General features: G+C 62.4%; 15 protein-coding genes, 2 tRNA genes and 3 rRNA genes. 11 read left to right on the forward strand and 9 right to left on the reverse strand.

Annotated features, from left to right (window positions below; all coding sequences use genetic code 11):
* Nucleotides 1-53: 53 nt before the first annotated feature.
* Nucleotides 54-2,132, reverse strand: coding sequence for a molybdopterin-containing oxidoreductase family protein (locus FAZ98_RS12185; RefSeq protein ID WP_158951453.1), 2,079 nt, complete (start codon nt 2,130-2,132; stop codon nt 54-56).
* Between the two features lie 188 nt (nt 2,133-2,320).
* Between FAZ98_RS12185 and FAZ98_RS12190 the strand changes: the two genes are divergently transcribed.
* Entirely contained in the window at nt 2,321-3,514 is a 1,194-nt protein-coding gene (locus tag FAZ98_RS12190) for a M20 aminoacylase family protein (RefSeq protein ID WP_158951454.1), read from the forward strand.
* A 145-nt stretch (nt 3,515-3,659) separates the two neighbouring features.
* Here the strand turns inward: FAZ98_RS12190 and rrf are convergent.
* From rrf to FAZ98_RS12220, 6 genes are all read right to left on the reverse strand, one after another.
* Nucleotides 3,660-3,773: ribosomal RNA gene (gene rrf / locus FAZ98_RS12195) — 5S ribosomal RNA — on the reverse strand.
* Nucleotides 3,774-3,976: 203 nt separating this feature from the next.
* A 23S ribosomal RNA gene (locus FAZ98_RS12200) occupies nt 3,977-6,848 on the reverse strand.
* A 305-nt stretch (nt 6,849-7,153) separates the two neighbouring features.
* A tRNA-Ala gene (locus FAZ98_RS12205) sits at nt 7,154-7,230 on the reverse strand.
* Nucleotides 7,231-7,324: 94 nt separating this feature from the next.
* A tRNA-Ile gene (locus FAZ98_RS12210) sits at nt 7,325-7,401 on the reverse strand.
* Nucleotides 7,402-7,467: 66 nt separating this feature from the next.
* Nucleotides 7,468-8,996: ribosomal RNA gene (locus FAZ98_RS12215) — 16S ribosomal RNA — on the reverse strand.
* The 16S, 23S and 5S rRNA genes sit together here with 2 tRNA genes alongside, the layout of an rRNA operon.
* Before the next feature lie 544 nt (nt 8,997-9,540).
* Nucleotides 9,541-10,317 carry an enoyl-CoA hydratase gene (locus FAZ98_RS12220; protein WP_158951455.1) on the reverse strand — a complete coding sequence of 259 codons (777 nt, stop codon included), beginning with the start codon at nt 10,315-10,317 and terminating at the stop codon, nt 9,541-9,543.
* 139 nt (nt 10,318-10,456) lie between these two features.
* Between FAZ98_RS12220 and paaN the strand changes: the two genes are divergently transcribed.
* The 5 genes from paaN to paaK all read left to right on the forward strand — a co-directional run bounded on the left by paaN (nt 10,457) and on the right by paaK (nt 16,194).
* Nucleotides 10,457-12,157, forward strand: coding sequence for a phenylacetic acid degradation protein PaaN (gene paaN, locus FAZ98_RS12225; protein ID WP_158951456.1), 1,701 nt, complete (start codon nt 10,457-10,459; stop codon nt 12,155-12,157).
* 95 nt (nt 12,158-12,252) lie between these two features.
* Nucleotides 12,253-13,461 (forward strand): 3-oxoadipyl-CoA thiolase, encoded by a 1,209-nt coding sequence (gene pcaF / locus FAZ98_RS12230; protein ID WP_158951457.1) that lies wholly within the window; start codon nt 12,253-12,255, stop codon nt 13,459-13,461.
* 104 nt (nt 13,462-13,565) lie between these two features.
* On the forward strand, nt 13,566-14,357 hold the full coding sequence (gene paaG, locus FAZ98_RS12235) for a 2-(1,2-epoxy-1,2-dihydrophenyl)acetyl-CoA isomerase PaaG (RefSeq protein WP_158951458.1): 792 nt from the start codon (nt 13,566-13,568) through the stop codon (nt 14,355-14,357).
* Nucleotide 14,358: 1 nt separating this feature from the next.
* The gene (paaI, locus tag FAZ98_RS12240) at nt 14,359-14,832 is read left to right on the forward strand and encodes a hydroxyphenylacetyl-CoA thioesterase PaaI (protein ID WP_158951459.1); all 474 of its coding nucleotides are present in this window, start codon (nt 14,359-14,361) and stop codon (nt 14,830-14,832) included.
* Between the two features lie 63 nt (nt 14,833-14,895).
* Nucleotides 14,896-16,194 carry a phenylacetate--CoA ligase PaaK gene (gene paaK / locus FAZ98_RS12245; protein ID WP_158951460.1) on the forward strand — a complete coding sequence of 433 codons (1,299 nt, stop codon included), beginning with the start codon at nt 14,896-14,898 and terminating at the stop codon, nt 16,192-16,194.
* A 117-nt stretch (nt 16,195-16,311) separates the two neighbouring features.
* Here paaK and mltA read toward each other — a convergent pair whose 3' ends face one another.
* The gene (mltA, locus tag FAZ98_RS12250) at nt 16,312-17,601 is read right to left on the reverse strand and encodes a murein transglycosylase A (protein WP_158951461.1); all 1,290 of its coding nucleotides are present in this window, start codon (nt 17,599-17,601) and stop codon (nt 16,312-16,314) included.
* Between the two features lie 130 nt (nt 17,602-17,731).
* A complete protein-coding gene (gene apaG / locus FAZ98_RS12255) occupies nt 17,732-18,106 on the reverse strand; it encodes a Co2+/Mg2+ efflux protein ApaG (protein ID WP_158951462.1) in 375 nt (124 codons plus the stop codon).
* 214 nt (nt 18,107-18,320) lie between these two features.
* On the opposite strand from apaG, the gene rpe reads away from it, so the two are divergent.
* The 5 genes from rpe to trpD all read left to right on the forward strand — a co-directional run bounded on the left by rpe (nt 18,321) and on the right by trpD (nt 23,357).
* Nucleotides 18,321-19,031: a ribulose-phosphate 3-epimerase gene (rpe, locus tag FAZ98_RS12260; protein ID WP_158951463.1), complete on the forward strand. Its 711-nt coding sequence runs from the start codon at nt 18,321-18,323 to the stop codon at nt 19,029-19,031.
* Complete coding sequence (locus FAZ98_RS12265) at nt 19,028-19,735, forward strand: phosphoglycolate phosphatase (RefSeq protein WP_158951464.1); 708 nt, start codon at nt 19,028-19,030, stop codon at nt 19,733-19,735. Before rpe ends, FAZ98_RS12265 begins: the two co-directional genes overlap by 4 nt.
* A 491-nt stretch (nt 19,736-20,226) precedes the next feature.
* Nucleotides 20,227-21,720, forward strand: a complete 1,494-nt coding sequence (trpE, locus tag FAZ98_RS12270) for an anthranilate synthase component I (protein WP_158951465.1) — start codon at nt 20,227-20,229, stop codon at nt 21,718-21,720.
* 14 nt (nt 21,721-21,734) lie between these two features.
* A complete protein-coding gene (locus tag FAZ98_RS12275) occupies nt 21,735-22,310 on the forward strand; it encodes an aminodeoxychorismate/anthranilate synthase component II (RefSeq protein WP_158951466.1) in 576 nt (191 codons plus the stop codon).
* 12 nt (nt 22,311-22,322) lie between these two features.
* Complete coding sequence (trpD, locus tag FAZ98_RS12280; protein WP_158951973.1) at nt 22,323-23,357, forward strand: anthranilate phosphoribosyltransferase; 1,035 nt, start codon at nt 22,323-22,325, stop codon at nt 23,355-23,357.
* The last annotated feature ends 39 nt before the right edge of the window (nt 23,358-23,396 follow it).

A 23,396-nucleotide genomic window follows, 5' to 3' on the forward strand; every position in this document is an offset into this window, starting at 1 on the left:
CTCGAACGCGCGAGAAAGCGCTATTGCAGGGGCGATGAAAGGTGAGCGGAGATTCAGGCGCGCGCGACTTCGACAAGACAGTCGTAAAACGTCGCCGAACCGCCGAGGTCCGTGAGCGCCTGGCTCGTGACTTCGTTGGCGTTGCGGCCGTCGGGCGCGAGCTTCTTCCACCAGATCGAAAGCCCCACCACGAGCCCCGGGCGCGCCCGTTCGGTCACGCGCGCGCGGGCGCGCATCGTGCCGCGATCGTTGAAGATGCGCACTTCGTCGCCGTCGGCGATCGCGCGGTGCGCGGCATCGGCGGGATGCAGGTCGACGTGCGGCTCGCCTTCGGTCGCGCGCAGGCTCTCGACGTTCACGAAGGTGCTGTTGAGGAAGTTACGCGCGGGCGGCGAGATCATCGCGAGCGGATAGCGCGCGGCCAGTTCGGGCGCGCCGTCCGCCGACTCGTACGGCGGCAGGTAATCGGGCAGCGGATCAAGCCCGGCCTTCGCGAGCGCCTCGCTGTAAAACTCGCACTTGCCGGTGGGCGTGCGAAAGCCGCCGTTCGCGAACGGCGCATCGGCGATCTGGAGTTCGAGCCAGCCTTCGCGTTTGAGCGCGTCCCAGTCCGCGCCGGCGAACGCGGGATCGTTCCAGTCGAACGCGCTCGCCGCCACGGCTTCGTCGCTCTCGAACAACGCGGGTTCGGTCAGATTCATGGCGCGCGCGATCGTGCGGAAAATCTCCGTGTTCGGGCGCGCCTCGCCCACCGGCGCGATGGCGGGCAGATTCGCCATCACGTGCGTGTGGCCATATGACTTGTGCACGTCGAGATGTTCGAGCTGCGTCGTGGCGGGCAGCAACAAATCGGCGTAATCGGCGGTATCGGTCTGGAACTGCTCGAGCACGATCGTGAACAGGTCTTCGCGCGCGAAACCCGCGGCGACCTTCGCCGATTCGGGCGCGACCGCAACGGGATTCGAGTTGTAGACGACGATCGCCTCGATCTTCGGGCCGAACGCGGCGTCGCCCGGGTGCGTGAGCGCGTCGCCGATCTGGTTCATGTTGACGATGCGCGGTTGATGCTTCGGCCAGCCCGGAATGAGATCGGGGCGCTGCAACGCGTTCGTATCGACAGGCGCCCATCCCGACGACGACAGCAGCACGCCGCCCGAACGCTCGCGCCACGCGCCCGTGAGCGCGGGCAGGCACGCGATCGCGCGCACGGCATTGCCGCCGCCGCGCACGCGCTGCAAGCCGTAATTCATGCGAATCGACGCCTTCTGCGTGGACGCGTAGAGGCGCGCGAGATCGACGATCTCCTGCTCGCCGATGCCGCAAATCTGCGCTACGCGCGCAGGCGTGTAGGTGAGCGCGCGCGCTTTCAACGCTTCGTAGCCGTGTGTGTGCGCGGCGATATAAGCGTGATCGAGCCGGTCTTCGGTGATCAGCACGTGCATCATGCCCAGCGCGAGCGCGCCGTCCGTGCCGGGCTTGAGCGCGATGTGCTGATGACACTTCTCGGCCGTGAGCGAGCGATACGGGTCGATGGCGATCAGCTTCGCGCCGTTACGCTTGGCCTCTTGCGCGCGGGTCCAAAAATGCAGATTCGACGCAATGGGATTCGCGCCCCAGATCAGGATCAGTTCGCTTTCCGCAAAATGCTCGGTGAGCATGCCGAGGCTCGAACCGAACGTATAGCGCAGACCGGCCGCACCGGCCGCCGCGCAGATCGCGCGATCGAGCCGCGACGCGCCGAGCTTGTGAAAGAAGCGTTGCGCGATGCTGTCGCCTTGCACGAGGCCCATCGTGCCGGCGTAGCTATACGGCAGGATCGCTTCGGGCGCGCGCCGGGCAATCTCACCAAGGCGTTCGGCGGCGATGCGGCTGGCTTCGTCCCAGCTGATCGGCTCGAAACGTCCTTCGCCCTTGCGGCCGACGCGCTTCATCGGCTGCGTCAGGCGCTTCGGATGGTGCACGCGTTCCGCGTAGCGCGTGACCTTCGTGCACAGCACGCCTTGCGTGGGCGCGTGGTCGGGATCGCCGCTCACCTTGATCGCCCGGCCGTTCTCGACCGTCACGCGCAGCGCGCAGGTATCGGGGCAATCGTGCGGACAAACCGCGCGGGCAAATTCGGCTGGTGCGTTCATCGTTGACCGGTGAGCAAAGCGTTGAATCGAATTGGAGATTTTAGTCTGTCCGTGGGGTGCCCCACTTGCGCAACCCGGAGGTTGGCGAGAAAAAAATGGTTCAGCGTAGAATGGATCGCCTAGACCCGGCCGAATCGAGGCATCGTGAGCCAAAGGCCGGGCGCCCACCTTTTCGAGCACCGTCAGCCATGAAACTGATCCCGGAAATCCAGGCCGCCCACGGCGAAATTCAGGGCCTCCGACGAACGATCCACGCGCATCCCGAGCTGCGCTACGAAGAAACCCAGACCGCCGACCTCGTGGCAAAGAAGCTCGAGGAATGGGGTCTCGAAGTGCATCGCGGCATGGGCAAAACGGGCGTGGTCGGCGTACTCAAGCGCGGCAACGGCAAACGGATGATCGGCTTGCGCGCCGATATGGACGCCTTGCCCATTCAGGAACTCAACACGTTCGATCATCGCTCGAAGCACGAGGGCAAGATGCATGCGTGCGGCCACGACGGCCATACCGCCATGCTGCTGGGCGCCGCGCAATATCTCGCGAAACACGGTGAGTTCGACGGCACGATCGTCTTCATTTTCCAGCCGGCCGAAGAAGGCGGCGCAGGCGCGAAAGCGATGATCGAAGACGGCCTTTTCAAGCAGTTTCCGGTAGATGCCGTGTTCGGCATTCACAACTGGCCCGGCATGCCGGCCGGCTACTTCGGCGTGACCGAAGGGCCGATCATGGCGTCGAGCAACGAATTCCGTATCGAAATCAAGGGCGTGGGGTCGCACGCCGCGCTGCCGCACAACGGCCGCGATCCGGTATTCACGGCCGTGCAGATCGCGAACGGGCTGCAGAGCATCATCACGCGCAACAAGAAGCCGCTCGATACGGCGGTACTGTCGATCACGCAGATTCACGCCGGCGATGCGGTGAACGTGGTGCCGAACACGGCATGGATCGCGGGTACGGTGCGCACCTTCACCACCGAAACGCTGGATCTGATCGAAGCGCGCCTGCGCAAGATCGCCGAGAGCACGGCCGACGCGTACGACTGTTCCGTCGACATCACGTTCCACCGCAACTATCCGCCAACAGTGAACAGCAGCGCGGAGACACAATTTGCCGCCGAGGTGATGCGTGAGGTCGTGGGCGCGGATCATGTCGATGCGAATGTCGAACCGACAATGGGCGCCGAGGACTTTTCGTTCATGCTGCTGGACAAGCCCGGCTGCTACGCGTTTCTGGGCAACGGCGAGGGCAGCCACCGCGAAGCCGGGCACGGTGCCGGCCCTTGCATGCTCCATAACGCGAGCTATGACTTCAACGATCAGCTGCTGCCGGTGGGATCGTCGTTCTGGGTGCATCTGGCGACGAAGTTTCTTGCGCAGACTTGAGCGTAGTGAGTTGATGTTGAATGCAAAAAAGCCGCCTCACCGGGCGGCTTTTTCGTCTGGCGTGCGGCTGTTTCAGCACGCGTAAACGCCGAAACCCCGGCACTCTTTCGGAGTTACCGGGGTTTCGAACTTTACAGCATGAGGAGCCTGACGATTACCTACTTTCACACGGGCAATCCGCACTATCATCGGCGTGGAGTTGTTTCACGGTCCTGTTCGGGATGGGAAGGGGTGGGACCAACTCGCTATGGTCATCAGGCATGACGGGTTGCTGCGTCGCATTTACGGTGCGCCACAGCCAATCGGGAAGAAGCGTAAAGAGGTGCTGCTTAATTGGGGTTGTGTTGTTTCAGGCACAACAACGATCTCAACCGTATGTGTTCTCCAAGATCCTGCACCTTGTGCAGGATGGGGCACCCTTCCGTGCTAACGCACTGGCGGCTGCCGGCACACACCTGTTATAGGATCAAGCCTTACGGGCAATTAGTATCAGTTAACTTAACGCATTACTGCGCTTCCACACCTGACCTATCAACGTCCTGGTCTCGAACGACCCTTCAAGGGGATCTAGTCCCCGGGGAAGTCTCATCTTGAGGCGAGTTTCCCGCTTAGATGCTTTCAGCGGTTATCTCTTCCGAACATAGCTACCCGGCGATGCCACTGGCGTGACAACCGGTACACCAGAGGTTCGTCCACTCCGGTCCTCTCGTACTAGGAGCAGGCCCCCTCAAACTTCCAGCGCCCACGGCAGATAGGGACCAAACTGTCTCACGACGTTTTAAACCCAGCTCACGTACCTCTTTAAATGGCGAACAGCCATACCCTTGGGACCGGCTACAGCCCCAGGATGAGATGAGCCGACATCGAGGTGCCAAACACCGCCGTCGATATGAACTCTTGGGCGGTATCAGCCTGTTATCCCCAGAGTACCTTTTATCCGTTGAGCGATGGCCCTTCCATACAGAACCACCGGATCACTATGACCTGCTTTCGCACCTGTTCGACTTGTGGGTCTCACAGTCAAGCACGCTTATGCCATTGCACTATCAGCACGATTTCCGACCGTACCTAGCGTACCTTCGTACTCCTCCGTTACCCTTTGGGAGGAGACCGCCCCAGTCAAACTGCCTACCATGCACTGTCCCCGACCCGGATCACGGGCCAAGGTTAGAACCTCAAACAGATCAGGGTGGTATTTCAAGGACGGCTCCATGCAGACTAGCGTCCACACTTCACAGCCTCCCACCTATCCTACACAAACCGGTTCAAAGTCCAATGCAAAGCTACAGTAAAGGTTCATGGGGTCTTTCCGTCTAGCCGCGGGGAGATTGCATCATCACAAACACTTCAACTTCGCTGAGTCTCGGGAGGAGACAGTGTGGCCATCGTTACGCCATTCGTGCAGGTCGGAACTTACCCGACAAGGAATTTCGCTACCTTAGGACCGTTATAGTTACGGCCGCCGTTTACCGGGACTTCAATCAAGAGCTTGCACCCCATCATTTAATCTTCCGGCACCGGGCAGGCGTCACACCCTATACGTCCACTTTCGTGTTTGCAGAGTGCTGTGTTTTTATTAAACAGTCGCAGCCACCAGTTTATTGCAACCCCTTCACCCTCTGCGCGCAGGCGCATCAAGCTACAGGGCGTACCTTATCCCGAAGTTACGGTACCAATTTGCCGAGTTCCTTCTCCCGAGTTCTCTCAAGCGCCTTAGAATACTCATCTCGCCCACCTGTGTCGGTTTGCGGTACGGTCAATGTGAAACTGAAGCTTAGAGGCTTTTCCTGGAACCCCTTCCGATTGCTTCGCAGCTCGAGGCCGCTCGCGCCACACCCTTGAATTGCGCACCCGGATTTGCCAAAGTGCCTTCTTCGATGCAGCGACCGGGACTTCCAACACCCGGACAACCTTCCGCGATCCGTCCCCCCATCGCATTTCACACTGGTACAGGAATATTGACCTGTTTCCCATCAGCTACGCATTTCTGCCTCGCCTTAGGCCGACTCACCCTACGCCGATGAACGTTGCGTAGGAAACCTTGGGCTTACGGCGAGGGGGCCTTTCACCCCCTTTATCGCTACTCATGTCAGCATTCGCACTTCTGATACCTCCAGCGCACTTTCCAATGCACCTTCGCAGGCTTACAGAACGCTCTCCTACCATGCACATAAATGTGCATCCGCAGCTTCGGTATATGGCTTAGCCCCGTTACATCTTCCGCGCAGGACGACTCGATCAGTGAGCTATTACGCTTTCTTTAAAGGGTGGCTGCTTCTAAGCCAACCTCCTGACTGTTTTAGCCTTCCCACTTCGTTTCCCACTTAGCCATATTTGGGGACCTTAGCTGGCGGTCTGGGTTGTTTCCTCTTGACACCGGACGTTAGCACCCGATGTCTGTCTCCCGTGATTGCACTCTTCGGTATTCGGAGTTTGCTATGGCGAAGTAATCCGCAATGGACCCTTCAACCATGACAGTGCTCTACCCCCGAAGGTGATACACGAGGCACTACCTAAATAGTTTTCGGAGAGAACCAGCTATTTCCAGGTTTGTTTAGCCTTTCACCCCTATCCACAGCTCATCCCCTAACTTTTCAACGTTAGTGGGTTCGGTCCTCCAGCACGTGTTACCGTGCCTTCAACCTGGCCATGGATAGATCACCTGGTTTCGGGTCTACACCCAGCGACTGGACGCCCTGTTCGGACTCGCTTTCGCTACGCCTGCCCTATTCGGTTAAGCTTGCCACTGAATGTAAGTCGCTGACCCATTATACAAAGGTACGCCGTCACCCCTTGCGAGGCTCCGACTGTTTGTATGCATGCGGTTTCAGGATCTATTTCACCTCCCGGGGTTCTTTTCGCCTTTCCCTCACGGTACTGGTTCACTATCGGTCGATCACGAGTATTTAGCCTTGGAGGATGGTCCCCCCATCTTCAGACAGGATTTCACGTGTCCCGCCCTACTTGTCGCATACCTAGTTCTTCCATTCCGTCTTCGCCTACGGGGCTATCACCCACTATGGCCGCACTTTCCAGAGCGTTTGGCTGACGGTACAGATAAAGAATGCAGGCTGGTCCCATTTCGCTCGCCACTACTTTGGGAATCTCGGTTGATTTCTTTTCCTGCGGCTACTTAGATGTTTCAGTTCGCCGCGTTCGCTTCACATGACCTATGTATTCAGTCATGGATACTCCATACGGAGTGGGTTTCCCCATTCGGATATCGGTGGATCAAAGCTTGTTTGCCAGCTCCCCACCGCTTTTCGCAGGCTACCGCGTCCTTCATCGCCTGTGATCGCCAAGGCATCCACCACATGCACTTGTTCGCTTGACCCTATAACGGGTGTGTCTCTGTGTGATTGCTCACAGCGAGAGTCACGCGTTACAGGTTGAGTATTCGTGTTGCGCCGTATTTCAAGGCGATCTTTCGATCACTTAAAAATACATTGATACAATCACAACCCTGATTCACCTACTCGTGCCCATCTCTAGACACTTTCAGATGAATCTCTTTACTACTTCTTCCTGATTGTTAAAGAACGACAGCCGATATGGTTTTACTCACATCGCTCTGACTGGCTCAATCGCCAATGCTTAATACCCGGCTTGTGTTCAAACCGGACACTAGGCATTGAGGATTGGTGGAGGATGACGGGATCGAACCGACGACCCCCCTGCTTGCAAAGCAGGTGCTCTCCCAGCTGAGCTAATCCCCCGCTCGTACCATTCAGACCCAGTGGCATGCACACGCCCTGTCCCCTGCGGGGATGGGATGCCCGTAGGTGCTGAAGCACCAACGGTCAATCGACATGGTGGGTCTGGATGGATTCGAACCATCGACCCCCGCCTTATCAAGACGGTGCTCTAACCGACTGAGCTACAGACCCCTGAGTCTGTCTTCTTTACAGCCGACAAGTGTGAGCGCTTAAAACGCGGTGAGCAGAAAGCTCTGGAAAGGAGGTGATCCAGCCGCACCTTCCGATACGGCTACCTTGTTACGACTTCACCCCAGTCATGAATCCTGCCGTGGTGACCGTCCTCCTTGCGGTTAGACTAGCCACTTCTGGCAAAACCCACTCCCATGGTGTGACGGGCGGTGTGTACAAGACCCGGGAACGTATTCACCGCGGCATGCTGATCCGCGATTACTAGCGATTCCAGCTTCACGCAGTCGAGTTGCAGACTGCGATCCGGACTACGATCGGTTTTCTGGGATTGGCTCCACCTCGCGGCTTGGCAACCCTCTGTTCCGACCATTGTATGACGTGTGAAGCCCTACCCATAAGGGCCATGAGGACTTGACGTCATCCCCACCTTCCTCCGGTTTGTCACCGGCAGTCTCCCCGAGTGCTCTTGCGTAGCAACTAGGGACAAGGGTTGCGCTCGTTGCGGGACTTAACCCAACATCTCACGACACGAGCTGACGACAGCCATGCAGCACCTGTGTTACGGCTCCCTTTCGGGCACTCCCACCTCTCAGCAGGATTCCGTACATGTCAAGGGTAGGTAAGGTTTTCGCGTTGCATCGAATTAATCCACATCATCCACCGCTTGTGCGGGTCCCCGTCAATTCCTTTGAGTTTTAATCTTGCGACCGTACTCCCCGTGCGGTCAACTTCACGCGTTAGCTACGTTACTAAGGAAATGAATCCCCAACAACCAGTTGACATCGTTTAGGGCGTGGACTACCGTGGTATCTAATCCTGTTTGCTCCCCACGCTTTCGTGCATGAGCGTCAGTATTGGCCCAGGGGGCTGCCTTCGCCATCGGTATTCCTCCACATCTCTACGCATTTCACTGCTACACGTGGAATTCTACCCCTCTGCCATACTCCAGCGATGCAGTCACCAATGCAGTTCCCGTGTTAAGCCCGGGGATTTCACATCGGTCTTACATCACCGCCTGCGCACGCTTTACGCCCAGTAATTCCGATTAACGCTTGCACCCTACGTATTACCGCGGCTGCTGGCACGTAGTTAGCCGGTGCTTATTCTTCCGGTACCGTCATCCCACCCGGATATTAGCCAGATGGTTTTCTTTCCGGACAAAAGTGCTTTACAACCCGAAGGCCTTCTTCACACACGCGGCATTGCTGGATCAGGGTTTCCCCCATTGTCCAAAATTCCCCACTGCTGCCTCCCGTAGGAGTCTGGGCCGTGTCTCAGTCCCAGTGTGGCTGGTCGTCCTCTCAGACCAGCTACGGATCGTCGCCTTGGTGGGCCTTTACCCCACCAACTAGCTAATCCGCCATCGGCCGCCCCTATAGCGCGAGGCCCGAAGGTCCCCCGCTTTCATCCGTAGATCGTATGCGGTATTAATCCGGCTTTCGCCGGGCTATCCCCCACTACAGGACACGTTCCGATGTATTACTCACCCGTTCGCCACTCGCCACCAGGTGCAAGCACCCGTGCTGCCGTTCGACTTGCATGTGTAAGGCATGCCGCCAGCGTTCAATCTGAGCCAGGATCAAACTCTTCAGTTCAAACCTGTTACTGTTTTTCGGTTCTTTCGAACCGGTCGCTCACTCAAAGCTGACAGGAATCTGAATAAATTCAAAAACCTGACTTACTTTAGTGTGAGACTCTTGATACTTTTGCTTATCCTGAAGCGCTCCGGAGAACGTTTCAGGCCGCCACCGCATCAAGCGCCCACACTTATCGGCTGTAAATTTTTAAAGATCGATTCGCCGAAACCGCTGGCCAGTCGCAAACTGCTGCGCTACTGTCTGGCGTTTTCTGCGTTGCTGCGTCAGCAGCAGAGAAACGAGATTATGAAGAATCTTTTTCGTCTCGTCAACATCTTTTTTTCGCTCACCGTTTAAAACCGGTACCTCGAGCGCAAAAATCTGCTGATCCGACCACCGCCCGTTTCGTGGCGGCTTCGCGGTTCCCGCTACGTCTGAACTGCGAAGGGGGCGAATCTTAGCGCCCCGTGAGCCAACCCGCAAGGGGGTGGCGTGAAATAAATCCGGCCGCCTTTACCTGGAACATAAGGCAACGCCCGCGGCCCGATCATCTCGCCAGTACTTACTTGTTCTTGAACGCCGGCTTGCGCTTCTCGACGAACGCCGCCATCCCTTCCTTCTGATCTTCTGTCGCGAACAGCGAGTGGAACATCCGGCGCTCGAAGTGCACGCCTTCGGCGAGCGTCGTTTCATACGCGCGATTCACGGCCTCCTTGGCCATCATCACCGCCGGCAACGAGAACTCGCAGATAGTCGTGGCCGCCGCGATCGTCTCGTCGAGCAATTCAGCGGCGGGAATCACCCGCGATACCAGACCGGCGCGCTCCGCTTCCTCCGCGCCCATCATCCGGGCCGTCAGACAGAGATCCATCGCCTTCGCTTTGGAGACCGCGCGCGGCAGACGCTGCGTGCCGCCCGCACCCGGAATCACGCCGAGCTTGATCTCCGGCTGGCCGAACTTCGCTGTATCGGCGGCATAGATGATGTCGCACATCATGGCCAGCTCGCAGCCGCCACCCAGCGCGAAACCCGCGACCGCCGCGATGACCGGCTTGCGGATCGAGCGAATCGCTTCCCAGTTGCGCGTGATGTAGTCGCCCTTATAGACGTCCATGAAGCTGTAGCTCGCCATCATGCCGATGTCGGCGCCCGCCGCGAACGCCTTCTCGCTCCCGGTAATGACGATCGCACCCACGCCCTCGTCCGCGTCGAACGCCTTGAGCGCCGCGCCCAGTTCGTCCATCAACGCGTCATTGAGTGCGTTGAGCGCCTTTGGGCGATTGAGCGTGATCAAGCCGACTTTGCCGCGCGTTTCGACCAGGATGTTCTCGTACCCCATACGTCCTCCTTCCCTCTAAGAAAAGTCTCGCAAAAAATTTTTCACGCCGAAGTTTGACTAATGCTAACATTTGCCAACCAACCGGTCGGTCAATTAATTGATACGGGCCCAGTCCAACCTCTCTTCCCCACGTCGAGCCATGACACATCCGTTGTTCGCCAAACACGAGGGCGCGCTGCACAAGGCGCTCGCTGCCATCGAGACCCGCGGCTACTGGAGCCCGTTCGCCGAAATGCCCAGCCCCAAAGTGTACGGGGAATCCGCCAGCGCGGACGGCGAAGCCGCGTTCAAGGCGCACCTCGATCGCCCCTTCGAACTCGACCAGCCCGCGACCGGCGAAACCGTCGGTAACGAAACCTCGCCGTTCGGTTTCGCGCTCGGTGCGCGCTATCCGAAATCGACACCCGACCAGCTGATCGACGCCGCTCGGCAAGCCCAGCGCGACTGGCGCGCGGCTGGCCCGCAGGCGTGGGCCGGCGTGAGTCTCGAAATCCTCGAGCGCCTCAATCGCGCGAGCTTCGAGATCGCATTCAGCGTGATGCATACCACCGGCCAGGCGTTCATGATGGCGTTCCAGGCGGGCGGCCCGCACGCGCAGGATCGCGCGCTCGAAGCCGTGGCTTATGCCTACGACCAGCTGCGCCGCATTCCCGCCGACGCGCACTGGGAAAAGCCGCAGGGCAAAAACCCGCCGCTCGCGATGCAAAAGCGCTTCACGATCGTGCCGCGCGGCACGGGTCTCGTGCTCGGCTGCTGCACCTTCCCGACCTGGAATGGTTACCCGGGCCTGTTCGCCGATCTGGCGACGGGCAATACGGTGATCGTCAAGCCGCACCCCGGCGCGATCCTGCCGCTCGCGATCACCGTGCGCATCGCGCGTGAGGTGCTGCGCGAAGCTGGTTTCGATCCGAACGTGGTGACGCTGCTCGCGACGGATCCCAACGACGGCGCGCTCGTCCAGCAACTCGCGCTGCGCCCCGAAATCAAGCTGATCGACTTCACGGGCAGCACGCAGAACGGCGACTGGCTCGAACGCAACGCCCACCAGGCGCAGGTCTACACCGAGAAAGCCGGCGTGAACCAGATCGTGATCGATTCCGTCGACGATCTGAAAGCGGTCGCGCGCAACATCGCGTTCTCGCTGTCGCTCTACTCGGGCCAGATGTGCACGGCGCCGCAAAACATTTACGTGCCGCGCGACGGCATTCGCACCGCCGAAGGGCCGATGAGCTTCGAAGCCGTTGCCCAGGCGCTGGCCGGCGCCGTGCAGAAGTTCGTTGCCGATCCGGCCCGCGCCGTGGAAGTGCTCGGCGCGATCCAGAACGACGGCGTGACGGCGCGCATCGACGAAGCCCGCCAGCTCGGCACCGTGCTCGCCGACAGCCAGACGATCGAGCACCCGCAATTCACCGGTGCGCGCGTGCGCACGCCGCTCGTGCTCTCGCTCGACGCCGCTCGCGACGCCGCGCAGTTCACGCGCGAATGGTTCGGCCCGATCTCCTTCGTGATCGCCACGGACTCCACCGAGCAGTCGCTCAAGCTCGCGGGCGAAACCGCGCGCGATCACGGCGCGCTCACGCTTTCGGTCTACAGCACCGACCAAGCCGTGATCGACGCCGCGTACGAAGCGGCCATCACGGGCGGCGTGGCGCTCTCGATCAACCTCACGGGCGGCGTGTTCGTGAACCAGTCGGCGGCGTTCTCGGACTTCCACGGCACCGGCGCCAATCCCGCGGCCAACGCCGCGCTGGCCGACGCCGCGTTCGTGGCCAACCGGTTCCGCGTGGTTCAAAGCCGCGTTCATGTTGAACCGAAAGCGGCGAGCGTTGCAGTCGGCTGAACGGCCTATGCCGTTTGGCCGAATGGCGCCCCACTCCCCGTCCCCTTAGCATGAAGGTGTGAGCGCAAACCGCGCTCGCGCCCCAGGAATCCGAGATGACCGAAGCCTATATCTGCGACGCGATTCGCACGCCGTTCGGCCGCTACGGCGGCGCCCTCAAGGACGTTCGCGCCGACGACCTCGCCGCCGTGCCCATTCGCGCGCTCATCGAGCGTAACCCCGGCGTGGACTGGCGCGCACTTGACGACATCATTTACGGTTGCGCGAATCAGGCCGGCGAAGACAACCGCAACGTCGCGCGCATGGCCGCGCTGCTTGCCGGTTTGCCGACCGATGCCCCCGGCGCCACGCTCAACCGCCTGTGCGGCTCCGGCCTCGACGCCGTCGGCAGCGCGGCGCGCGCGATCAAGGCCGGTGAAGCCAGTCTCATGATCGCGGGCGGCGTGGAAAGCATGACGCGCGCGCCCTTCGTCATGGGCAAGGCGAACGCGGCGTTTTCGCGCGAAGCGGCCATTTACGACACGACTATCGGCTGGCGTTTCGTCAATAAACTGATGAAGCAGGAATACGGCGTCGATTCGATGCCGGAAACGGCGGAAAACGTCGCGGTCGAATTCAACATCAATCGCGCCGATCAGGACGCGTTCGCGCTGCGCAGCCAGCAAAAGGCAGCCCGCGCGCAGCAGGACGGCACGCTCGCGCAGGAAATCGTCGCGGTCGAAATCGCGCAGAAGAAAGGCGATCCGGTGCGCGTGACGCTCGACGAACACCCGCGCGAAACCTCGCTCGAAGCGCTCGGCAAGCTCAAGGGCGTCGTCAAGCCGGACGGCACGGTCACTGCCGGCAATGCCTCCGGCGTCAACGACGGCGCCTGCGCGCTGCTGCTCGCCAATGAAGCCGCCGCCCGGCAATATGGCCTGCGCCGTCGCGCACGCGTCCTGGGCATGGCCACGGCCGGCGTGGCGCCGCGCATCATGGGTATCGGCCCGGCGCCCGCCACGCAAAAGCTGCTCAAGCAACTCGGTATGACGATCGACCAGTTCGACGTGATCGAGCTGAACGAAGCGTTCGCGTCGCAGGGTCTCGCGGTACTGCGCCAGCTCGGCATTGCCGACGACGACGCGCGCGTGAACCCGAACGGCGGCGCGATCGCGCTCGGACATCCGCTGGGCGCATCCGGCGCGCGGCTCGTCACCACGGCGCTCCATCAACTGGAGCGCACGCAGGGCCGCTACGCGCTGTGCACCATGTGCATCGGCGTGGGGCAAGGCATTGCGCTGGCGATCGAGCGCGTGTCCGAATAAGCGCTTCCGGAATCAGCGCCTCAAATACGTGCCTCATAGGTGCCTCATAGGTGCCTTAAGGCCACGCCGGGAACGAGACACGAACGGAGATAACGGAGACAACGATGCCCTACGATGCGATCCGCGTCGAAATCGACACCGCCACGCGCGTGGCCACCATCACGCTGAACCGCCCGGACAAGCTCAACAGCTTCACCCGCGCGATGCATCGCGAGCTGGCCGCCGCGCTCGACGAAGTCACTGCCGCGCAAGCGCGCGCGCTCGTGCTGACCGGCGCGGGCCGCGGATTTTGCGCGGGCCAGGATCTCGCCGATCTCGACTTCACGCCGGGCGCGATGAGCGATCTCGGCGCGCTCATCGAGGAACATTTCAATCCGCTCATCAAACGCTTGCAAGCGCTGCCCATGCCCGTGATCGCGGCCGTCAACGGCACGGCGGCGGGCGCGGGCGCGAATCTCGCCTTTGCCTGCGATCTTGTGCTCGCCGCGCGCTCGGCGAGCTTCATCCAGGCGTTCGTGAAGATCGGTCTCGTGCCAGACTCCGGCGGCACGTGGTTCCTGCCCAAGCGGGTCGGCATGCAGCGCGCGCTCGGTCTCGCGCTCACCGGCGACAAACTCAGCGCGGAGAAAGCTGAAAGCTGGGGGCTCGTCTGGCAAGTCACCGAAGACACCGAACTCGCGCACACCGCGGCCGCCTTCGCCGCGCGCCTCGCGCAGCAGCCCACGCGCGCGATCGTCGCCACGCGTGAAGCGCTGCGCGCATCGGCATCGAACACGCTCGACCAGCAGCTCGATCTCGAGCGCGACCTGCAACGCGAACTGGGCGCCTCGCACGATTACGCGGAAGGCGTGCAGGCGTTCATCGAAAAACGCGCGCCGCGCTTCGAGGGCCGCTGACATGTCGACACAAGCCACCCACAACCCGCCCGCGCAGGCCGATCTGTCGCCCGACGAACTCGCGCGCGCGGCCGCGCAAACCATGTACGAAAACGACGGCTGCACGCGCGCGCTCGGCATGGAACTGCTCGAAGTGCGCGCCGGTTACGCGCGCCTGCGCATGGCCGTGCGGCCCGAGTTTCTCAACGGCCACCAGACCTGCCACGGCGGCATGATCTTTTCGCTCGCGGATTCGGCGTTCGCCTTCGCGTGCAACTCGTACAACATCAATACCGTCGCGGCCGGCTGCTCGATCGAATTCCTGCGCCCGGTTTTGCGCGACGAAGTGCTGACCGCGGAAGCCATCGAGCAGGTCCTGTCGGGCCGCAACGGGGTCTACGACATTCGCGTCACGAACCGCGCGGGCGAAACCGTCGCAATGTTCCGAGGTAAGTCCGCGCAGATCCGCGGCAACGTCATTCCCGCCGCAACGTGAACCGGGTTGCCCCTGCACTTGCCACGCGCCACGACTAAAGTCCTTACGATTCAGGAGACACCCATGACCACCACGCTGCCGCTCGATCCCATCGAAACGGCGAGCCGCGACGAGCTTGCGGCGCTGCAACTCCAGCGCCTCAAATGGTCGTTGACGCACGCCTACGAGAATTCGCCCGTGTATCGCCGCAAGTTCGACGAAGCGGGCGTGCACCCGTCGCAGCTCGAAACGCTCGCCGATCTCGCGCGCTTCCCGTTCACCACGAAAAAGGATCTGCGCGACAGCTATCCGTTCGGCATGTTCGCGGTGCCGCAGGATCAGATCTCGCGCATTCACGCCTCGTCGGGCACGACCGGCAAGCCCACCGTGGTCGGCTACACCGCGCGCGACATCGACACGTGGGCGAACCTGGTTGCGCGTTCGGTGCGCGCGGCGGGCGCGCGGCGCGGCGACAAGGTGCACATCAGCTACGGCTATGGTCTTTTCACGGGTGGCCTCGGCGCGCACTACGGCGCGGAGCGCGCGGGTCTCACGGTCATTCCGTTCGGCGGCGGCCAGACCGAAAAACAGGTCCAGCTGATCCAGGATTTCCGTCCCGACATCATCATGGTCACGCCGAGCTACATGCTCGCCATCGCCGACGAAATGGAGCGCCAGGGCATGGACCCGGCTTCGTCGTCGCTGCGCATCGGCATCTTCGGCGCGGAGCCGTGGACCAACGACATGCGCACGGCCATCGAGCAGCGCATGGGCATCACGGCCGTCGACATCTACGGGCTTTCGGAAGTCATGGGTCCGGGCGTGGCCTCGGAATGCGCCGAAACCAAAGACGGCCCGACGATCTGGGAAGATCACTTCTATCCCGAGATCATCGACCCGGAAACCGGCGAAGTGCTGCCCGACGGCGAATTCGGCGAACTGGTCTTCACCTCGCTCACGAAGGAAGCGCTGCCCATCGTCCGCTATCGCACGCGCGATCTCACGCGCCTGTTGCCCGGCAGCGCGCGCACGATGCGCCGCATGGAAAAGATCACCGGCCGCTCGGACGACATGCTGATCATCCGCGGCGTGAACGTCTTCCCCACGCAGATCGAAGAACTGCTGCTCAAGCAACCCGCGCTCGCGCCGCATTATCAGATCGTGCTGACGAAGGAAGGTCCGCTCGACGTCATGACGCTCAATTGCGAGCCGTGCCCGGAAAGCGCGCCCGACTACGGCGCGCTCGACGCCGCCAGCAAGGCGCTCGCTTACGACATCAAGGCGCTGATCGGCGTGACGGCGCACATCAAGGTGCTCGACGTGAACGGCATCGAGCGTTCGGTGGGCAAGGCACGGCGCGTGATCGACAAGCGGCCGAAGTGAGCGCCGCAGTCAGGCCTCGCCCAAACGCGCGGCCGTTGAACTCGCACCAATAAAAAAGCCGGCTTCCGCCGGCTTTTTTACGTCGTCGCTAAACGAATCGGGACAAACCTCGACGAATCACGAGTTCGGGAACAGCAGCCACATCCGGCCGCCCTGCTTCATCTTGCCGGCGAGATCGCCAGCGTCGTCGCCGAGTCCCCAGAAGTAGTCGGCGCGCACGCCACCCTTGATCGCCGAGCCCGTGTCCTGCGCGAACACGAGCCGGTTGAGCGGCGTGTTGGTGAGCGGGCGCGTGGTCTGGAGAAACACGGGCGTGCCGAGCGGAATCGAGGAAGGGTCGACGGCGATCGAGCGCTCCGGCGTGAGCGGTACGCCGAGCGCGCCGATCGGACCGTCGGCGCCGCCTTGCGCCGCGCTTTCCGTGGAAGGCATTTCGCGGAAGAACACGAAGCGCGGATTGGTGTCGAGCAGCGCGTCGACGCGCGTCGGATTCGCGCGCGCCCACGCCTTGATGCCCTGCATGGTCGCCTGCGCGGGCGTGAGCTCGCCACGATCGAGCAGCCAGCGCCCGATCGACTTGTACGGCTGATTGTTGGTGCCGCCAAAGCCGAGACGCATCACGCTGCCGTCTTCCATCACGATGCGGCCCGAGCCTTGCACCTGCAGGAAGAACGCTTCGATCGGATCGTCGACCCAGACGAGTTCGTTGCCGCTCAGCACGCCCGAACGTTCGAGCTGCGCGCGCGCCGGCAGCGGGCCGCCCGCGCGATAGCCGGCCGGCCAGTGGTACAGCGCCGTCTGGTAGATGCCGTGACGCGTGCGCGAACCGCGCAGCAGCGGCTCGTAGTAGCCGGTCACGAGACCGTCGAGCGTGCCGTCGGTGTTGGCGAACTGATAGGGCGTGAAATACGTCTCGAAGAAGGTGCGCGCGCCCGCGGCGTCCAGATCGTCGATCTGCGAGGCCGCCGCGCAGGCGCGCTGCCAGCGCGGTTCGCGCGCGAGCCGCGTGCAGTTCGCGCGCAACGCGGCCGTCGCGCCGATCAGCGAGTCGTCCTGCCAGCCCGGCACCTGTTGCCACGCGACCGGCGTCAGGCGTTGCGCCGCGAGTTGCGAAGGCAACGCGGGCGCGCCCTTGGGCGGCGTGGTGCGCACGTAACTCGGGCCGCCGCACGCGGCCAGCAGCGCCGCGAGCGCGACGGCGCCCAGCCATCCGCCAATGCGCCGCGCGCTGGCGCGCGCGCCCGTATGCGCCCCCGTAATACCCGGCATTGCCGCCGGTTCCGGCGCGATTTCGCGCCTACAATGACGACTCTCGATGGATGCCGCCATGTCAGATCTGCTCGACGAATACCCGATGCTCATGTTTGCGCTGGAGGCGCTCCTTGCGCTGTTCCTGTTGATTTTCATCGTTGTGTGGACCGCGTCGGGCAGGAAGCAGCGAGAGCGAGCCCGCCACGACGAGCGGCGTCAGGACTAGCAGACCCGAAAATCGCGCAAGCGTTCCCCCCACGCCCGGCCGCGGGCACCGGGCGCGCGCTCAGTGCAGCGTGCGCGGCATGCGCAGCACGAACTCGGCAACCGGCGCCTCGAAGCGCTCGGCATCTTCGGCCACGCAAAAATACGCGCCGCGCATCGTGCCCACTGGCGTGGCGATCACGGCCCAGCTCGTGTATTCGAATTGTTCGCCCGGCTTGAGCAGCGGCTGATGGCCGACCACGCCCAAACCTTTCACTTCCTGAACGTGTTCTTCGCTGTCGGTGATGATCCAGTGGCGCGCGATCAGCTGCGCGGCGACCTGACCGGTGTTGCGAATGGTCAGCGTGTAGGCGAACGCATATTTACGGTGCTCCGGGTCCGATTCTTCGGGCAGGTAGCGCACCTGCGACGTCACGCTGAATTCGTACTGGCTCATCCTCGTTCCAGATCGGTCCAATCCTCCGGGCGCATGCGCCGGTTCGGTTGGCGGTTCGTTTGACTTCGAAGTCCCGCGCGGCAAGGCTCGCGGGCGCGCCGCAATGCGCGGCACATGGTTCCGCATTCTGCGTCATGCGGGCAGCACCCGCAACCCGGCGCCTCGCCCGGCTGACGGTAAAATACGGTTTTTCCGACAGTTTCCGCTCGCCGCCATGACGCAATTCCGCATCGCTCCCAGCATTCTCTCCGCCGACTTCTCGCGTCTTGGCGAGGAAGTCCGCAACGTCGTCGAAGCCGGCGCCGACTGGATTCACTTCGACGTGATGGACAACCATTACGTGCCGAACCTCACGATCGGCCCGCTCGTGTGCGAGGCGATCCGCCCGCACGTGAACGTGCCCATCGACGTGCATCTGATGGTGCGCCCGGTCGACCGCATCGTGCCCGACTTCGCGAAGGCCGGCGCCAACGTCATCAGCTTTCACCCGGAAGGCTCCGACCATATCGACCGCACGCTTTCGCTGATCCGCGATCACGGCTGCAAGGCCGGTCTCGTGTTCAATCCCGCCACCTCGCTGAGCTACCTCGACCACGTGATGGACAAGCTCGATCTCGTGCTCATCATGTCGGTGAATCCGGGCTTCGGCGGCCAGTCGTTCATCCCCGAGGCGCTCAACAAGCTGCGCGAAGCGCGCGCGCGCATCGACGCCTATAACGAACGCACGGGCCGCGAGATCCATCTCGAAGTGGACGGCGGCGTGAAGATCGACAACATCGCCGAAATCGCCGCGGCGGGCGCGGACACCTTCGTCGCCGGTTCGGCCGTGTTCGGCAAGCCCGACTACAAGGCGGTGATCGACCAGATGCGCGCGCAGCTCGCGACCGTGACGCACGCGCGCAACGACGCGCAGAACGCACGATGAGCGACGCCATCCAGCTCAAGGCGCCGCGCATCGAAGCGGCGCTGATCGACCTCGACGGCACCATGGTCGATACCGCCGGCGACTTCGCCGCGGGCCTGAACGGCATGCTCGCGCAATTCGACGCCGAAGAAACCACGCGCGAAGAGGTGATGGGCTACGTGGGCAAGGGCTCGGAGCATCTCATCAAGAGCGTGCTCGCGCCGCGCTTTGCCGCGGCCGACGCCCAGGCGCGCTTCGACGAGGCGCTCGCGCTCTACCAGGACGAGTACGCGAAGATCAACGGCCGTCACACGCATCTGTACCCCGACGTGGAAGCGGGCCTCGCCGCGTTGCGCGACGCGGGCGTGAAGCTCGCCTGCGTGACCAACAAGCCGCACCGCTTCGCCGTCGAGCTGCTCGCGCAGTACGGCTTCGCGAAATATTTCGAAGTCGTGCTGGGCGGCGACAGCCTGGCGAAGAAAAAGCCCGATCCGCTGCCGATGCTCACGGCGTGCGAACGGCTGGGTGTTGCACCGCAGGCGGCGGTGGCGATCGGCGACTCGGAAAACGACGCGCTCGCGGGCCGCGCGGCCGGCATGGCCACGCTGACGGTGCCTTACGGCTACAACCACGGCCAACCTGTACAGCAAATTCAATCCGATGGTATAGTTGCCACGCTGCTCGAAGCCGCCAAGGTTGTCGCAGCGCACAACACTCTGACCTAAGTTCTCAACTGAACGTCATCATCCTCATGTTTCTGAATAAAAAACGGAGTCTGATTAGCATCGACCGGGGAGCCTGGCCCTGGCGTCGCTGGTCGCGCTAACCTCACTCGAGGTTCGCTGAAGTCTGTCTTCAGCACCGTTTTTTACTTCGCTGCGCACTCGCGCGTGTCTCGACTCTAAACTGTTGCGGTAAATCGTCGGCTGCTCTGGCCGCTGGCTGTCGCCCATCCTGTGCGTTGTTTCGTCGCCCGCTTATCGTCGCGTGCGACCGAACACACCAGGCGCGAACGGCTACGCCAGAATCTTCCGTCGAGATTCCGCACGCCGGCCTGGCCCAGCGCTTCACCGCGCCGCCCGGCCGCACGAGCGAGCGCCAGCGTTCAAGCCACCCTAGCACTCGAAAAACAGTCGCCATCGCGCCTGGCACCGCGCCCGCACAAGCGGCGGGCCGCACCCGACGTCGCGACCGGCAGCACGCACAGGATCGGAACATGACCGAACTCGAATTTCAGTCTCTCGCCAACGAGGGCTACAACCGCATCCCGCTGATCGCCGAAGCGCTCGCCGATCTCGAAACGCCGCTTTCGCTCTACCTCAAGCTCGCGCAGCCCGAGCGTGGCGGCGCGAACTCGTTCCTGCTGGAGTCCGTGGTGGGCGGTGAGCGGTTCGGCCGCTACTCGTTCATCGGCCTGCCCGCGCGTTCGCTGATCCGCGCGAGCAATGGCGTGTCGGAAGTCGTGCGCGACGGCCAGGTGATCGAAACCGACCACGGCGACCCGCTCGAATTCATCGCGAAATTCCAGGCGCGCTTCAAGGTCGCGCAGCGTCCCGGCCTGCCACGTTTCTGCGGCGGTCTCGCGGGCTACTTCGGTTACGACGCGGTGCGCTACATCGAGAAAAAGCTCGCCGCGACCTGCCCCACCGACGATCTCGGCCTGCCCGACATCCAGTTGCTGCTGACCGAGGAAGTCGCGGTCATCGACAATCTCGCGGGCAAGCTCTACCTGATCGTCTACGCCGATCCGCAAACGCCCGAGGCGTACACGAAGGCGAAGCACCGTCTGCGCGAACTCAAGCAGCGTCTGCGCACCACCGTGCAGCCGCCGGTGACGAGCGCGAGCGTGCGCACCGAGACCTTCCGCGAGTTCAAGAAGGACGATTACCTCGCGGCCGTACGCCGTGCGAAGGAATACATCGCCGCGGGCGAGCTGATGCAGGTACAGGTCGGCCAGCGCCTCACCAAGCCGTATCGCGACAATCCGCTCTCGCTGTATCGCGCGCTGCGTTCGCTGAATCCTTCGCCGTACATGTACTACTACAACTTCGGCGAATTCCACGTGGTGGGCGCTTCGCCGGAAATTCTGGTGCGCCAGGAAAAGCGCGGCGAGGATCGCATCGTCACGATCCGGCCGCTCGCGGGTACACGGCCGCGCGGCAACACGCCCGAGCGCGACGCCGAACTCGCCACGGAACTGCTCAACGACCCGAAGGAGATCGCCGAGCACGTCATGCTGATCGACCTCGCGCGCAACGACGTGGGCCGTATCGCCGAAATCGGCTCGGTGGCCGTGACCGACAAGATGGTGATCGAGAAGTACTCGCACGTGCAGCACATCGTGAGTTCGGTGGAAGGCAAGCTCAAGCCCGGCGTGAACAATTTCGACGTGCTGCGCGCGACCTTCCCGGCCGGCACGCTTTCGGGGGCGCCGAAGGTGCGCGCGATGGAACTCATCGACGAACTCGAACCGGTGAAGCGCGGCCTCTACGGCGGCGCGGTGGGCTACCTCTCGTTCAACGGCGAGATGGATCTGGCGATCGCGATCCGCACGGGCCTGATTCACAACGGCAATCTCTACGTGCAGGCCGCGGCCGGCGTGGTGGCCGATTCGGTGCCCGAGTCCGAATGGCAAGAGACGGAAAACAAGGCGCGCGCCGTGCTGCGCGCCGCCGAGCAGGTGCAGGACGGCCTCGACAGCGACTTCTGAGCGGAGACAAGACCATGTTGCTCATGATCGACAACTACGATTCGTTTACCTACAACATCGTCCAGTACTTCGGCGAACTCGGCGAAGACGTCCGCACGTATCGCAACGACGAAATCACGCTCGACGAGATCAAGCAGCTCAACCCCGCGCGCATCTGCCTTTCGCCGGGACCGAGCAACCCGCAACACGCGGGCATCACGCTCGACGTGCTGCGCGAATTCGCGGGCAAGACGCCCATTCTCGGCGTGTGCCTCGGCCATCAGGCCATCGGCGAGGCGTTCGGCGGCCGTGTCGTGCGCGCGAAAACCATCATGCACGGCAAGGTCAGTTCGATCGAAACCGACTGCAAAGGCGTATTCGCCGACTTGCCGAAGCACTTCAACGTCACGCGCTATCACTCGCTCGCGATCGAGCGCGAGTCGCTGCCCGACTGCCTCGAAGTCTCGGCGTGGACCGAAGACGGCGAAATCATGGGCGTGCGCCACAAGACGCTCGACGTGGAAGGCGTGCAGTTCCATCCGGAATCGATTCTCTCGGAGCACGGCCACGCGCTGTTCGAGAACTTCCTGAAGCAGACCCAACGCGCGTAACCCGGAGCCACGATCATGATTACCCCGCAAGAAGCGCTGCAACGCACGATCGAGCACCGCGAAATCTTCCACGACGAGATGCTGCATCTCATGCGCATGATCATGCGCGGCGAACTCTCGCCGGTGATGTCGGCGGCCATCATCACGGGCCTGCGCGTGAAGAAGGAAACCATCGGCGAGATCGCGGCGGCCGCGACCGTGATGCGCGAGTTCGCCAATCACGTCGACGTGAAGGACAACTCGAATTTCATCGACATCGTCGGCACCGGCGGCGACGGTTCGCATACGTTCAACATCTCCACCGCGTCGATGTTCGTGGTCGCGGCGGCGGGCGCGAAGGTCGCCAAGCACGGCAATCGCGGCGTGTCCAGCAAGTCGGGCAGCGCGGACGTACTCGAGGCGCTCGGTGTGAACATCGACCTGCAGCCGGAACAGGTGGCCGCGTCGATCGCCGAAACCGGCATGGGCTTCATGTTCGCGCCCAACCATCATCCGGCGATGAAGAACATCGCGGCCGTGCGCCGCGAACTGGGCGTGCGCACCATCTTCAATATTCTCGGCCCGCTCACGAATCCGGCCGGCGCGCCCAATCAGCTGATGGGCGTGTTCCACCCCGACCTCGTCGGCATTCAGGTGCGCGTGATGCAGCGTCTGGGCGCGAAGCACGTGTGCGTGGTGTACGGCAAGGACGGCATGGACGAGGTCTCGCTCGGCGCGGCCACGCTTGTCGGCGAACTCAAGGACGGCGAGATTCGCGAGTACGAGATTCACCCCGAAGACTTCGGCATGCAGATGGTCTCGAACCGCTCGCTCAAGGTCGAGAACGCCGAAGAGTCGAAAGCGATGCTGCTCGGCGCGCTCTCGAACGAAGCCGGCACGGCGCGCGAGATCGTCGCGCTCAACGCGGGTACGGCGCTCTACTCGGCCAACGTGGCGAACTCGATCGCGGAAGGCATTGCCCTTGCGCGCGATACGCTCGCCAGCGGCCGCGCACGCGCCAAGGTCGACGAACTGGTACGCTTCACGCAGCAATTCAAGCGCGCTTGAGACTCACCGCGCACGCTGATCGATCACCGTTTTAAGCAC

This window comes from Paraburkholderia acidisoli (assembly GCF_009789675.1).
GTDB classification, from domain to species: domain Bacteria; phylum Pseudomonadota; class Gammaproteobacteria; order Burkholderiales; family Burkholderiaceae; genus Paraburkholderia; species Paraburkholderia acidisoli.